The sequence below is a fragment of the Corynebacterium sp. HMSC076G08 genome (assembly GCF_001811515.1).
GTDB classification, from domain to species: domain Bacteria; phylum Actinomycetota; class Actinomycetes; order Mycobacteriales; family Mycobacteriaceae; genus Corynebacterium; species Corynebacterium hiratae.
Genome location: NZ_KV805087.1, coordinates 23,295 through 36,771, shown reverse-complemented (window position 1 = coordinate 36,771; position 13,477 = coordinate 23,295). Strand labels below are relative to the sequence as shown.

The following is a 13,477-nucleotide window of genomic DNA, read 5'->3' as shown; positions in this document are numbered from 1 at the left end:
TTACTCGTCGGTGGCTTGGACGAATCCGTATTTTTTCAATCGCTGCCGGTCGGCGGCGGAGGCGGATTGGGTCAGGCGCAGCAGTTCAGCGTAGATTCCGCCGGACTGGGCTAGCTCCGCCGGCGAGCCGATCTCGGAGATGCGGCCGCGGTCCAGGGTGATGATGGTGTCCACGTCCGCGATGGTGGACAGGCGGTGCGCGATGATGAGCGTGGTGCGGTCCTTCATTAGCTCGTCCAGACCCGCCTGCACGGCGCGCTCGGCCTTGGTGTCCAGCGCCGAGGTGGCCTCGTCGAGGACGAGGATGGGGGTGTCTTTCAGCATGGCGCGCGCCACGGCCACGCGCTGCTTCTGCCCGCCGGAGAGCTTAAGGCCGCGCTCGCCGATGACGGTGTCGTAGCCATCGGGGAATTCTTCGATGAAGCCGTGTGCGTTGGCGCGCTTGGCGACGTCCACGATCTCCTCCATCGTCGCCCCCGGCTTGCCATAAGCGATGTTTTCCCGAATGGTGCCGGAGAAGAGATAGGACTCCTGGAAGACCACGCCGACCGAGGCGCGCAGGCGCTCCGCAGTAAGTTCCGCGGCGTCGTGGCCCAGTACCGTCAGTTTTCCCTCCGTGGGCTGGTAGAGACCCAACAGGAGGTTGACCAGGGTGGACTTGCCGCCGCCGGACTCGCCAACGAGCGCGACCTTGTGGCCCTCCTGGGCGGCGAAGGTGATATCGGCGACGACCGGCTTATCCGATTCATAGGAGAAGGACACGTCCTCGAAGGCAAAGACGGGGCCTTCGGTCGGGCGCAGCGGCTCGGCCGGGGTGAGGTCCAGCTCCGGTACGTCGGAGGTTTCAGCGGCGGCGACCAGCTGCGGGTTGACCGTGGGCTCCGGGACTTCCTCCATGACCTTGAAGTAGTCCTTGGAGCCGGCGATGGCGCGCTGGCTGACATCCACGATCCAGCTCATCATGAACACCGGCTGCTTAGCCATGTTTACCAGCTGCAGGAGCATGACCATGTCACCGATGGAGAAATGGCCCTCCAAGGTGCGCCAGAAGATCAGGCCATAGATGCCTAAGAAGATCAGCGCCATGGCCGCGCCGCGAGCGGTATCCATGGAATGCCACCAGCGCGACTGCGGTTTCGTGGTATCCACCACCGCGCGGTAGCGCGAACCGAAGGAGGCCAACTCGCGGGCCTCAGCGACGAAGGACTTAGTCACCTTCACCTGGCCGATGACCTCCGCGAAGCGCCCGTTGGCCACGTCGATGTTTTCGTTCTTGATGGCCTCAAACTCCTGCCAGCGCTCCGAGGTCAGCGCGGTGAGCCACATATAGATAGGGAAGAGCGCTGCCAGCAGGATGGCCAGCGGCCAGTAGTACACCGCGGTGATGACCAGCACCGCTGCCGCCTGGATGAGCATGACGAAGAAGTTATTGGAGAAGGACTGCAGGAACTGCGTGATATTCGCAATCGAGCGGTCCAAGCGCGCGATGATGGTGCCGGTGACCTGGTTGTCGTAATAACCCTGCGGCACAGAGAGCAGCTTGGCAAAGTAGCGCGTCGAAAGAATCTGGCGCAGGCGTGCGACCATGACATCGCCGATATAGCCGCCGATATTCTTCACCACGTTGCCCAGCGCATCCGCCACAAAGAGCGCCACGACCCACCACAGGATGGTGCGCAGCGGGCCGCCCGCGACGACGGTGTCGGTGGCCTCGCGGAGGATAAACGGGGTCAGCAGTGACAGAATCGCGGTGACTGACGCGGTGATAAGGACGCCAAGATAAAACGGCCACAGGGCGGATGCGCTGCGGACGATGCGGAGAATAGAGTTCATCGCCGGCCGATGTTACGCCCTTAATAGGAATATCCAACCTGTCGACTAAGGTAGGGGAGAAACCGAAGTCGTGATGGAAAAGGATCCGCGGTGAAGAAATACCTCCCCCTAGCGTGCGCCCCGCTGTGCCTGGCTGCCTTGTCAGGCTGCAGCATCCTCCAGCCGCCGGACGTGGGCCCGCAGGACAACATCGTGGTGTCTAGCTCGGAGCCGCCGACCTTTGAGGCCAAGGACGTAGACGCTCATGAGGTCACCTCCAACCTGGCGGCACCCGTTAAAGATGAGGGCCTCAACGTGGAGTTCGAGCTCCAGGGGCTGTACTCCGGCGGCGGTGGAACGGTGCTGACGGTGAAGATTCATAACCTCAACGAGGTGCCCCTGCCTGCCGACGCCCTCGCGGAACCCACCCTCGAGCGCGCCGACGGCAATGGCGGCTGGGCCACCGTGGATCCTGTCCCTTATGACCCGGAGGTCAACGTGGACCTAGCCGCGCCGGGCCTGGATCACCCTCTGGGCGCCGGTGCGTCCACCAACCTTCAATATGTCTATAACGTTGCCCCAGGCAACCTCTGGAACGCGCGCTTTAGCATCGGCAACGTGCGCTATGTAGGAGACCTCAATCTATGACGGAACTCGTCGTTCTAGCCTCGCCGGAGGGCAAGCCCGCCGGCACCGCTGACAAGGCCGCCGTACACACCGCAGATACCCCGCTGCATTTTGCCTTTTCCGCGTGGGTGGTACGCGATGGCCAGCTGCTGCTGACCCGCCGCGCCCTGTCCAAGCTGACCTGGCCCGGCGTGTGGACCAATTCCTTCTGTGGGCACCCGGGCCCGGATGAGCCGACTGGCGACGCCGTCGTGCGCCGCGGCCGCTTCGAGCTTGGCCTGACCGGCACGCCGCGCTTGGTGCTGCCGGACTTTGCCTACCGTGCCGAGGATTCCTCCGGCGTGGTGGAGAATGAAATCTGTCCGGTCTACCTCTTCGAGACCGAAGATGATCCGACGCCCAACCCGGAGGAGGTTGACTCCTTCGCGTGGGCGCCGGTGCGCGATGTGCTCGCTGCCGTCGACGCCACACCTTTTGCCTTTAGCCCGTGGATGGTGGAGGAGCTGACCCACGAGCCGCTGCGCGCGGCCCTTCTGGCCTAGAGCAAGCTGCCGTCCTGGGCAAAGGCCGCCGAAATATAATCCAAGCTGGAATACGCCACGCGATGCTCGTCGTTATCCAGGTTGTACTCCCAGATAGCGTGCTCCGGGCGGTAGGCCTCGAATCCGGGCTCGCCTGTGCGCACAAAGTCCTGCAGCCACTGGGCCAGCGGCGTCCTGCCGAAGAGCGGACGCAGCTCCTCGCAGTGCAGGGCCGGGCCCGAGGATCGGGTAAATTCCACCATCCAGGTCTTCCCCGGAGCCTTCTCCGCCACTTCGGCCGCCCACCGGCGGATGATGGAATCGCCCACCATTCGGCCCATCGGGCGGTCCTTGTCCATGTGCTGCGCCACCTGATACCAGGGTGTGAAACCGTTGCGGGGAAAGCCGAAGCGCGGCGCCGCATAGCGCAGGATGAGGGCACGGAAAGGGGAGCGGTCGACCTTCTGCGTGGCTGGGATGTTGTAGAACTCGTCGCGGGTGCTGGCGAGGATGAGGGGGACGTCGGCAAGCTGCCCACACTCCAGCGGGGTGGGGCCCAGCGCCATATCGAGGCTGTACTTCTTGCGGAACTTGGCGTAGCCGGCGGCGAGCTCCTCCTGGCTCATCGCCGCCAGGGAGGAACGCGTGATGGGCTTCTTCATCACCTGGCGCAGAGTGGCGCTGCGCTCCTCGAAGGTTTCGCGCGGAAAGCCCGGGGACAGAGCTAGCGCTCGCCGAAACGCCCCTCGGTAGTGGTCGCGCCGGCACAGCCACAGTACGGCGTTGGCGCCGGCGGACTGGCCCAAGATGGTGACGTTGGTGGGATCGCCGCCGAATGCCTCGATGTTGTTCTGGATCCATTCCAAGCCCAACTGCAGGTCCTCGATGGCGCGGTAGCGGTCGGGCTCGTCATCACGAAAACGGGCAAGCCCCGGCAGACCCACACGATAACCGAGTTGCACGTGGACGATGCCCGCCTGCGCGGTCGGCGTGCCCTCCGCGCGGGGATCCTCGTGGGAGCCGTGCTCGTAGCGGCCGCCGTGGATATAGACCAACGTCGGCGCCAGGGACGTCGCGCGGTTGCCGGGCGCGGGGGCGGTGATGGTCAGCGCGATCTTCTCCGGGTGAGGGGTGCGCGCATCCTGGTCACGTGGCGGTGCGGGTTCGGGGTTCTCAAAATCCCCGGGGATGTGGGAGTACTCGATGGAATGGAAATGGGCCACGTCCTCATCGAGGTAGCCGGTGATGGTGCCCGCGGGGCAGGTGACGGTGAAAGGTGCACGGCTCATGCACAACAGGCTACCCTGAGGGCATGGAATGGCTCGTGCAGGCGCCAGTGTGGGTGCAAATGGCGGTGCTCGCCGTCACGGCGGTGCCGGCCGCAACCGTCATGGGGTGGCTCCTGATGTGGGCAATCGACCGGGTGTATTCGTGGCTTGTGCCCGTGACTAGGATGAAGAACCATGACTCCCGATGATCACCGCGAAGGCCTGTGGGACCCCGAGCGCTCCGAACATGTCCACCGCAAGCGGGCACTGCCTAAATCCCGAGTGAGCGTGACCCTGTGGCTGATGATCGCGCTCATCGTCGTGGTGGCGGTGGTGGGCGTCGTCCTTTAAAGGGACGACGCTTTAGCGCTCGGCCCCTGGCCTCTTGGCGGCTTGGGCGAGGCGCTGGTAGAGCTCCTGCTTCGGTAGATCCTCCAAGAGGACGGGCTCGCCGGCGGTATTGCACAGCGGGATGCACCAGTTGGGGTACTGGTCCTTCGTCGTGCCCGGCTGGTTCTGTGCGCGCACGTCACCGACCATATCCACCACATTGGTGACCGTCAGCGCCGAGGGGGTTCCTGCGATGTAACGGTGCAGGGCAACCAACACGTCCTCTTCGTTCTTGCGGTTCTCCAACATGCCATAGGCATGCAGATTATCCTTGACCTCTTCCTGCCACGCGCGGTCCTCAGCCTCTTCTTCCGCCACCGGGCGGGTCAACAGACCCAGGCGGGCGCGCAGTGCGATGTGGTCGCCGCGCAGGAAGGCGAGCGTTGGCGGCAGATCGTGCGTGCCCACTGAGGACATCGCCATGTGGCGGTATTGATCCTGCGGGCGCGGGGTGGGGCCTTCGTTGGCGTGCTCAAACCAGATGATCGTGGTGCCGAGTACTCCCATATCCTGCAGGGCGTTCTGGACCCAGGGTTCCAGGGTGCCCAGGTCCTCGCCGACGAGGACCGCGCCGGCGCGTTCGGCCTCGAGCGCGAGGATGCCGAGCATCGCTTCCCAGTCATAGGTCACGTAGGTGCCGTTGAGCGGGGTGGACTGGCGCGGGATCCAGTACAGACGGAACAGGCCCAGCACGTGGTCGACGCGCAGACCGCCGGCGTTGCCCAGCATCGTGCGCAGCAAATCGCGCCACGGCTCGTAGCCGGCTTCTGCCAGCCGGACCGGGTGCCACGGCGGCTGCGACCAGTCCTGGCCCTGCTGGTTATAGTCATCCGGCGGAGCACCCACCGAGCACTGGGGAGCCAAGTACTCGGAGAGGTTGACAGCATCGGCACCCGCGGGGTGGATGCCCACGGCCATATCGGTGATAAGCCCGATGCTCATGCCGGCGTCGAGCGCGCGGCGCTGGGCGGCATCCAGCTGCTCATCGCAGAGGAACTGCAGCCAGGAATAGAACTCGGCTAAGTCGTTGATGTCGAGGCTCAGCGCGTGGCGGCGACCACTGTGGCGATCCAGCTCGGTTTCTGCGCACCACAAAGCGAAGTTGCGCAGGCCGCGGCCCTCGCGGCGCTGGTACTCGCTGAAGGCGGTGCGGCGCTCCGGGGTCATCCCCTGGTTGAAGAGCTCCTGCAGCACCTGCAGCTTGGCCTCGAAGATGGAATCACGGTCGATCTCTTCGGCAGACCGGTTGCGCTCGCGGAACTCGGCGGCGAGCTCGGCGACGTCCTCCTGAAGCTCCGGGCTGAGCTGTTGCAGCTCCGGAATATCCTCGATGCGGATGTAAATCGGGTTGATGAAACGCCGCGTGGTGGGCAGGTAAGGCGAATCCTCCACAGGCGGGATTGGCTCGCCCGCGTGCAGCGGGTTGATAAGGAGGAAGTCATAATCCGGCGCCAGTACCTCCGCGAGCTCGGCTAGATCTCCGAAATCGCCCATGCCCCAGGACTTCTCGGAGCGCACCGAATACAACTGCGCCATCGCGCCCGCGGCGGGGCGCTCGAGGAAGCGATCTGCTGTGCTCAGATGGTTCGGCACGACGATGAGCGGGCATTCGTGCTCGCCGATACCCGGCGAGGACAAGTGCAGCTTGTGAAAACCTAAGGGCAGGTCCCCGGGAACGTGGAAGCCGGCCTCGCCCCACATGGTGCCGGCGACGTCGGCAGCCGGGGCGTCGTTCGGATCCTGGTAAGTCGGCCGCGTCTCGCCGTTTTCCAGCTCGATGGTGACGGTGACGGGGTCGCCGTCGTGGACGTGGACGACGAAAGACTTTTCGGCACCTTCGCGGGCCACCACGCACGGCGGCAGCGGGCGGGAGGCGCGCTCGAGATAATCCTCGAACAGGGCTTGGGTTAGCTCCCCATCGTCCGGACGGTCGGAGATAGAGACGCCGAGTGCGCGCAGCGTATAGGTAATTGTTTCCTCGCTGACGTACACGGGCTGTCCGTTCTGGGCGGTGTACTCGCAGGCCACGCCGTGGCGTTGGGCAAGTTCTTGAAGCAGATCACGGGTAGTCACATCCCCCAATTGTGCCACGCCCTCCCTGCGCGCGGGAGAAATCCGGTTGGTAGAGTGGGCTGGAATTTAATTTTTGTGGGAAAGGACACAACTGTGACTTTGAATGAAGCGCATACGAAAGCGGAGTTCGAGATCAAAGACGGGGAGACCTGCCTTACCGCCATGATGGCTACGGCACACGCCCGCCCACATGGCGTGCTGTTTACCCGCCCCGCGAACTACGAGTGGGTCAACGTCACCGCCAAGGAATTTGTGGAGGAAGTCTACGCGGTGGCCAAGGGCCTCATCGCTTTCGGCGTGGAGCAGGGAGACCGCGTGGCTCTTATTTCCACCACCCGCTATGAATGGTCCCTGCTGGACTACGCCATCTGGGCGGCCGGTGCTATCTCCGTTCCGGTGTACCCGTCTTCATCGATGTCACAGGTCCAGTGGATTATCGAGGACTCCGGCGCCATCCTCGCCATCACGGAAACCCGCGAGCACTCCGAGCTGGTCAAGCACCTGAAGCTGCAGGAGGATGGCACCCCGCAGCTGCACGGCTCGCCCTCCCAGCTGCGCCGCGTCCTAGAGATCAACTCTTCGGCCATCGATACGCTGAAGTTCGAGGGCCGCGATGTCAGCGACGATGCCGTCGACCAGCGCATCGAAGCCACGAACACCGATGACGTCGCCTCGCTGGTGTACACCTCTGGCACCACCGGGCGCCCCAAGGGCTGCATGCTGACCCACCGCAATTGGCTGGCAGAAGCCCGCGGCCTGCTGACCAACCCCATCGGTGCCATCGCTGTGCCGGGTGCGCACGTTTTGACCTTCCTGCCCTTGGCACACGTCTTTAGCCGTGCAGTGTCGCTGGCGGTCACCATCGGCGGTGCCTCCCAGAACCACTGGTCCGATTTTGGCACCATCACCATCGAATTCGCGCGCTCCCGCCCGAACCTGATCCTCGGCGTGCCGCGCGTGTTTGAGAAGGTACGCAACGGAGCCTCCGCGAAGGCCCACGCCTCCTCCGCATTCAAGGGTGCAATCTTCGACCAAGCTGAAAAGGTCGCCATCGAATACTCCAAGGCGCTGGATACTCCGGAGGGGCCTAACCGAGTCCTCAAGGCCAAGCACAAGGCCTTTGACAAGCTGGTCTATTCCGCCATCCGCCAGGCGATGGGCGGCGAGGTCAAGTACTGCATCTCCGGTGGTTCGGCCATCTCGCAGGACTTGCTGCACTGGTACCGCGGCATCGGCGTGACCATCTACGAGGGCTATGGCCTGACGGAGACCGCAGCGGCTGCCGCCGTGGACTTCGTGGACCAGTCCATCGGTACCGTCGGCCCGCCGCTGGGTGGAACGACGCTGCGCATTAACGACGACGGCGAAATCATGATCAAGGGAGATATCGTCTTCAAGGGCTACTGGCAGAACGAGGAAGCCACCGAGAACTCCCTGCAGGACGGCTGGTACAACACCGGCGACCTGGGTGAAATCGATGAGGACGGCAAGCTCGTTATCACCGGCCGCAAGAAGGACCTCATCGTCACCGCCGGCGGCAAGAACGTCTCGCCGGGGCCGATGGAAGATATCCTGCGCTCCCACCCGCTGATTTCCCAGGCCATGGTGGTCGGCGACGGCAAACCCTTCATCGGCGTCTTGCTCACCCTCGATGAGGACGCGCTCAAGCGCTGGAAAGCCGATCACAACATTTCCGCGACCAAGGGCATGCGTGAGGTAGCTGCTGATCCGGCACTGCGCGCGGATATTCAGGACGCCATCAACCAGGTCAACGCTACGGTCTCCCACGCCGAGGGCATTAAGAAGTTCGTCATCCTCGACCAGGACCTCACCGAGGAAAGCAACGAACTCACCCCCACGATGAAGGTGAAGCGCTATGTCGTGGCGCAGCGCTACGCAGCGGACATTGAGCGCCTCTACGCCGGCAAGAAATAAGGCTGGATGGAGTCTGTGAATTCCTTCGGAGTGTCGCGCAGACCCACGGGAGAATCTCTAATAGAGTCAGCGGGGTCAGAAAAACTCTAAACCTCAACTAGAGGTTCTCGCGGAAAGGGCAGCCTATGCACAAAATCGCAGCCGAGCTGCGCCACCGTGAGCTGACCCAAGAAATCTATAACATCGGCGACGAAGTCGTTGACTACATTGAGCACCTCATCGAGGCCATCGAGGACTGGGATGATGAACTCTCCCTCGACTGCTTGGCTGAGCTGGGGGACATCGTCGAGGACGCCCGCGTGGATTCCGGGCGTTGTGTCGGCGAACTCATCGGCCTGCGCCACGCGCTGGTCTCCGGGCTGAAGTCCGGCACCATCTCGGCTGCCTCCTCCGGCGACAACGACGTTGAGGAACCGAAGCAGCTTACCGCCCGCGCGCTCGCTGAGGGCCTGCCCATCTCCGGCCCGCCCGTTGTGGTTTCGGAGCTGGCAGAAACCCTGCGCGGCCGCACCGCCGCGGTGGCCGCCTACCTGCGCGAGCTGGTTGAGTACGTGCTGGCGCAAACCGACGCCGTGGCCCGCAACCTCGATGTGGTCTCCCTGCCGAACCTGTACAAGCGCGCCGGCGAGTCCGCGCTCATTGCAGTGCAGGCCTGGCGCCACACCGTCGTTGAGGCACACCCCGCCTTCGTGCGCACCATGCGCGGGCATAACCCGCCGCCCTTCCTGGAGGAGCGCGCGCGTATCGACGCCGTTGTTGCCCGCGTGCGCGCCAAGCGTCAGAAGAAGGCCGCCACGACTGCCTAGTCGCCGCATCACAGACTTCCTTGTTGCCAACACACAAGGATTACCTAAGAAAAGCGCCACCGAGATTCCCTCTCTCGGTGGCGCTTTTCGTCTCTCTGGGTACTGGCCAAGCTTCCGTGCCAGGCCTGGCTGTGCGCCACGCCTAGCGCGTACGTGCTAGGCCCCCGGGTTCTTCGACGCCGGCACGGCCTGGTCCAGCTGCTCCGTAATCTGCGGCCACAGCTGGCCCATGATGTCATCCCAGGTGAGGATCCACACCGTCTTGTCCTTGGTGGGCTTGCCCACGACGACGAGCTGCTCATTGCGGGCGCGCATCTGGTCCAGCGTCTTCTGCACGGTGGAGGAGGAGCCCACCGCCAGTGCGGGGCGCGAGAAATCTAGCACCGGGGTGTCCGGGTCCGCCAGCAGGGTATCGCGCACGTGGACGATGCGCGGGATGCGCGAAGTACGCGGGTAAACCAGCACGCGCATGATGGACTTGCGCACCACGAGCTCGTGGAGCTCAGCCACGGTGGCATCGGAGGACAGCGGCAGGATTTCCGAGCCATGCTCGCGCGCCAACTGGGCCGCGGTGGAGGCTTCCAGCTCGATGACGCCGGTGATCTGGTTGGCGGAGTCGTCGTCAAGCGTGCCCGTCAGGCGCGAGTGCTCGACCAGGTGGCGCAGGGTCTCCGCGTCATATCCGGCCGCACCAGCGCGGTCGACGGGCTCCTCGCCGGCCATCGTCACCAGCTTGTTGGCCATCTTGTTGATCCAGATCAGCAGCGGACGGAAGAGCCAGATGAAGCCGCGGGCGGGCACCGCGATGAGCTGGAGGGCGGTCTCCGGGTGAGCAATGGCCCAGGACTTCGGCGCCATTTCACCGATGACCAGGTGCAGGAAGGTCACGACGAAAAGGGCCAGCAGGAAGGAGACGACGTCAGCAACGCCCAGCGGCAAGCCGAGGGCCTCCAGTGGCGTCATCAACAGGTGATGGACCCACGGCTTGGTCACGGCACCCAGGACGAAGGTCGCGGCGGTAATACCCAGCTGGGCGCCGGCCAGCATGATGGTCAGCTCGTTGAGCGAGCGCAGGCCCGCGCGCGAAGCTGCCGAGGATTCCGCGGTCTCCTCCAAACGGTTGCGGCGCGCGCCCATGAGGGAGAACTCGATGACCACGAAGAACGCGGAAGCAGCGATGATGAGAACAGTGATAAGGAGGTTGAACCACCAGGTATCAGTCATTAGTCATCGTCTCCTTCCGGGAATTCCTCCACCAGCTCGAGTGATAGGACGGAGGGGACGTGGCGGTCGATTTCCTCGACGCGCACGTTGAGCGTGCGGATGGGGGCTTCGTCGCCATCGACCCAGTCTTCCGGCTCGGCCTCAAGCTCGATGGAAAGCTCTTCGCCTTCCTCCGGCAGCGTGCCGGAATGAGCGATGAGCAGGCCGGCGACGGTTTCGAAATCGCCCTCTGGCAGGTCGTGGCCGATGGCGCGCTCCACCTCGTCGATGGGCGTGTCACCGTCGACGATCCAGTGCGTCTCGTCCTGCTCAGTGATTTCCTCGGTTTCTTCGAGGTCGTGCTCGTCGGTGACATCGCCGAGGATTTCCTCGGCCAAGTCCTCCATGGTCACGATGCCGACGAAGCCGCCGTATTCGTCGATGACGCAGGCGAGTTTCTCGTCGGCGTCGCGAAGCTCCGTGACGACGTCGGGAAGCGGCATGAGCTCCGGCACCACCACGGGGGCCTTCATGATTTCGCGGGCCGGGGTGGCCGCGGGCAGCTCGGTGCCCAGCACGTCGTAGAGGTGCACCACGCCGATGGGATTGTGTTCATCGTCGATGATGGGGTAGCGGGTGTGGTTCTCCGACATCATCTCGCGCACCTCGCCGATGGTGGTTTCGGGCTCGATGACATCCACGCGCGAGCGCGGAATCATGGCGTGTCCCACGTCGTGTTCGGGGAAGTCGAGGAGGCGGTCGAGCACCAGGTAGGTGTCCTCATCCAAGTCGCCGGCCTCGTGGGAGGCATCGACGATGGACTCCAAGTCATCGGTGGTGGCAGAAGAATCGACATCCTCCACCGGCTCGATGCCGAATAACTTGAGCAGGGCATTGGAGGAATACTCGAAGAAGTGGATGAGCCAGCCAAAAATCTTGAGGTACCACATCGTCGATGCGGACAGCCACAGCGCTGACTTCATGGGGGCTGCGATGGTGTAGTTCTTCGGGAAGAGCTCGGCGAAGAGCATGGTGAGAACCGTCGAAATAGCAAGCGCCGCCACGGTGCCTACCGCGACGGATACACCCGTGGGCACGCCCACGCCGCCCAGCAGCTGGCCCAGGCCTTGGCCCACGAGGGGCTCGGCCACATAACCGATGAGCAGGCCGGTAATCGTGATACCCAGCTGCGCGCCGGAGAGCATGAAGGAGGTTCTCTGTGTAATTTTCAGGGCACGTTGTGCCGCGGCATCCCCCGCCGCTGCTTGCTGCCGCAGCTGTGTGCGGTCCACCGACATGAAGGCGAATTCCTGCGCCACGAAGTAGGCGTTGGCCACGATAATGAGAGCGATGACGGCGAAACCCGCCATAATCATCAGGATGGCAGATAACACGGCTTACCCCACCGCCTTAAGGAGGCGGCGGGGACATCGACTCGGAGGTTCCACTTAAAAGAGGCCTTTCTTCACTATCGGGGTTGCAAATCTGCACTATAGACTACCGCTTTAACGGCGCTGTCGGATACTTTGTTCCCATGGATCCCTTTGGTCTCTACATTCACGTTCCTTTCTGCGCCTCCCGCTGCGGTTACTGCGACTTCAACACCTATACCCCGGGTGAGCTGGGAGGGGACCTGACCAGCGATTATCTGGCTGCTCTGGAGAAGGAACTGGAGATGGCGGCGGCCCAGGTGGGGCGCGAGGCCGAGACGGTTTTTATTGGCGGTGGCACGCCGAGCCTGCTGGGCGCCGACGGCCTGGGCCGTGTCTTGTCGAAGGTTCGCGACACCTTCGGCCTCGCCCCGGACGCGGAGGTCACCACGGAATCCAACCCGGAATCCACCTCGCCGGAGTACTTCGCTGGGCTTCTCGACGCCGGCTTCACCCGCCTTTCCCTGGGCATGCAATCCGCCTCCCCGGGGGTGCTCGCCGTGTTGGAGCGAGCCCACACGCCGGGCCGGGCCTTCGATGCGGCGCGCGAAGCCATCGATGCGGGCTTCGAGCACGTCAACTTGGACATGATTTATGGCACGCCGACAGAAGAAGATGCGGATGTGGCCCTGACGCTGGAGCGTGCCCTGGAGACCGGGGTGGATCACATCAGCGCGTATTCGCTCATCGTGGAGGATGGCACGCGTATGGCCCGCAAGGTATCGAAGGGCCTGCTGCCAGCACCGGATGAGGACGTGCTGGCCCGACGCTATGAGATGATCTCCTCCACGCTCGAAGCCGAAGGTTTCGAGTGGTACGAGGTGTCCAACTGGGCCAAGCCGGGCGGGGAGTGCCAGCACAACCGCATCTACTGGGTGGACGGCAATTGGTGGGGCGCGGGCCCGGGCGCGCATTCGCACCTGGGCAACGAGCGCTTCTACAACGTGAAGAACCCGCGGACTTACATCAAGGCCGTGGGCGAGGGGGAGCTGCCCATCAAGGATCGCGAGCAGCTCAGCGCCGCTGACCGCCACACCGAGCGCATCATGCTGGGCCTGCGCCTGCGTCAGGGCATCCCTGCGTCCTGGCTCGCGCCGGCCGCCGAGCCCGTGGCCGCGCGCTTTATTGAGCGCGGCCTGCTCGAGCTTTGTGACGGCCGCCTCCGCGTGACCAAGGCGGGCCGCCTGCTCGCGGACGGGATCATCACCGACCTCCTTGTGGCTGAAGACACCGCTCGTTAGCGGCTTGCCCCACCTGCGGGCCGGCCTCCAAGTCCGCATCAGCTGGCCCACTAGCGGCTGGCTTCGACCCTCGTAGATGGTTCCAGTGAAAAGGCTCCAGTCAGAAGGTTTGTTTGGGGGGCAAACAAACCTTCCTTGGGCTGCAAGAAGGTTCGTTTGGGCACAGGTAAA

The 13,477-nt window shown here is 63.9% G+C and carries 11 protein-coding genes; 6 read left to right on the top strand and 5 right to left on the bottom strand.

The window, feature by feature from the left end; genetic code table 11:
• On the bottom strand, positions 1-1,833 hold the full coding sequence (locus HMPREF2806_RS12495; RefSeq protein ID WP_070517887.1) for an ABC transporter ATP-binding protein: 1,833 nt from the start codon (positions 1,831-1,833) through the stop codon (positions 1-3).
• A gap of 90 nt (positions 1,834-1,923) precedes the next feature.
• On the opposite strand from HMPREF2806_RS12495, the gene HMPREF2806_RS12490 reads away from it, so the two are divergent.
• Together HMPREF2806_RS12490 and idi are read left to right on the top strand one after the other, a co-directional pair.
• Positions 1,924-2,460, top strand: coding sequence for a hypothetical protein (locus HMPREF2806_RS12490; protein WP_046649026.1), 537 nt, complete (start codon positions 1,924-1,926; stop codon positions 2,458-2,460).
• Positions 2,457-2,981, top strand: coding sequence for an isopentenyl-diphosphate Delta-isomerase (gene idi / locus HMPREF2806_RS12485; RefSeq protein WP_070517886.1), 525 nt, complete (start codon positions 2,457-2,459; stop codon positions 2,979-2,981). The genes HMPREF2806_RS12490 and idi overlap by 4 nt, the downstream gene beginning before the upstream one ends.
• Here the strand turns inward: idi and HMPREF2806_RS12480 are convergent.
• A complete protein-coding gene (locus HMPREF2806_RS12480; RefSeq protein WP_070517885.1) occupies positions 2,978-4,249 on the bottom strand; it encodes a carboxylesterase family protein in 1,272 nt (423 codons plus the stop codon). The two genes, idi and HMPREF2806_RS12480, sit on opposite strands and share 4 nt — an antisense overlap.
• Positions 4,250-4,423: 174 nt before the next feature.
• Here HMPREF2806_RS12480 and HMPREF2806_RS13675 point away from each other — a divergent pair, with 174 nt between their 5' ends.
• A complete protein-coding gene (locus tag HMPREF2806_RS13675) occupies positions 4,424-4,579 on the top strand; it encodes a hypothetical protein (protein ID WP_168162657.1) in 156 nt (51 codons plus the stop codon).
• A gap of 12 nt (positions 4,580-4,591) precedes the next feature.
• Here HMPREF2806_RS13675 and malQ read toward each other — a convergent pair whose 3' ends face one another.
• On the bottom strand, positions 4,592-6,691 hold the full coding sequence (gene malQ, locus HMPREF2806_RS12475) for a 4-alpha-glucanotransferase (protein ID WP_232745478.1): 2,100 nt from the start codon (positions 6,689-6,691) through the stop codon (positions 4,592-4,594).
• Between the two features lie 93 nt (positions 6,692-6,784).
• Here malQ and HMPREF2806_RS12470 point away from each other — a divergent pair, with 93 nt between their 5' ends.
• Both HMPREF2806_RS12470 and HMPREF2806_RS12465 read left to right on the top strand, forming a co-directional pair.
• The gene (locus HMPREF2806_RS12470; protein ID WP_070517883.1) at positions 6,785-8,626 is read left to right on the top strand and encodes an AMP-dependent synthetase/ligase; all 1,842 of its coding nucleotides are present in this window, start codon (positions 6,785-6,787) and stop codon (positions 8,624-8,626) included.
• A gap of 125 nt (positions 8,627-8,751) precedes the next feature.
• Positions 8,752-9,432 carry a hypothetical protein gene (locus HMPREF2806_RS12465; protein ID WP_070513599.1) on the top strand — a complete coding sequence of 227 codons (681 nt, stop codon included), beginning with the start codon at positions 8,752-8,754 and terminating at the stop codon, positions 9,430-9,432.
• Positions 9,433-9,588: 156 nt separating this feature from the next.
• Here the strand turns inward: HMPREF2806_RS12465 and HMPREF2806_RS12460 are convergent, their stop codons facing one another.
• Positions 9,589-10,656: a CNNM domain-containing protein gene (locus HMPREF2806_RS12460; RefSeq protein WP_070517882.1), complete on the bottom strand. Its 1,068-nt coding sequence runs from the start codon at positions 10,654-10,656 to the stop codon at positions 9,589-9,591.
• Positions 10,656-12,029 carry a hemolysin family protein gene (locus HMPREF2806_RS12455; RefSeq protein ID WP_070517881.1) on the bottom strand — a complete coding sequence of 458 codons (1,374 nt, stop codon included), beginning with the start codon at positions 12,027-12,029 and terminating at the stop codon, positions 10,656-10,658. The genes HMPREF2806_RS12460 and HMPREF2806_RS12455 overlap by 1 nt, the downstream gene beginning before the upstream one ends.
• Before the next feature lie 140 nt (positions 12,030-12,169).
• Here HMPREF2806_RS12455 and hemW point away from each other — a divergent pair, with 140 nt between their 5' ends.
• The gene (gene hemW / locus HMPREF2806_RS12450) at positions 12,170-13,306 is read left to right on the top strand and encodes a radical SAM family heme chaperone HemW (RefSeq protein WP_070517880.1); all 1,137 of its coding nucleotides are present in this window, start codon (positions 12,170-12,172) and stop codon (positions 13,304-13,306) included.
• Positions 13,307-13,477 lie beyond the last annotated feature (171 nt).

Bases quoted from the DNA above. Each gene is read 5' to 3' on its own strand.
- hemW (WP_070517880.1), top strand. From the start codon at position 12,170: ATGGATCCCTTTGGTCTCTACATTCACGTTCCTTTCTGCGCCTCCCGC.
- HMPREF2806_RS12480 (WP_070517885.1), bottom strand. From the start codon at position 4,249: ATGAGCCGTGCACCTTTCACCGTCACCTGCCCCGCGGGCACCATCACC.
- HMPREF2806_RS12495 (WP_070517887.1), bottom strand. From the start codon at position 1,833: ATGAACTCTATTCTCCGCATCGTCCGCAGCGCATCCGCCCTGTGGCCG.
- HMPREF2806_RS12460 (WP_070517882.1), bottom strand. From the start codon at position 10,656: ATGACTGATACCTGGTGGTTCAACCTCCTTATCACTGTTCTCATCATC.
- idi (WP_070517886.1), top strand. From the start codon at position 2,457: ATGACGGAACTCGTCGTTCTAGCCTCGCCGGAGGGCAAGCCCGCCGGC.
- HMPREF2806_RS13675 (WP_168162657.1), top strand. From the start codon at position 4,424: ATGACTCCCGATGATCACCGCGAAGGCCTGTGGGACCCCGAGCGCTCC.
- HMPREF2806_RS12465 (WP_070513599.1), top strand. From the start codon at position 8,752: ATGCACAAAATCGCAGCCGAGCTGCGCCACCGTGAGCTGACCCAAGAA.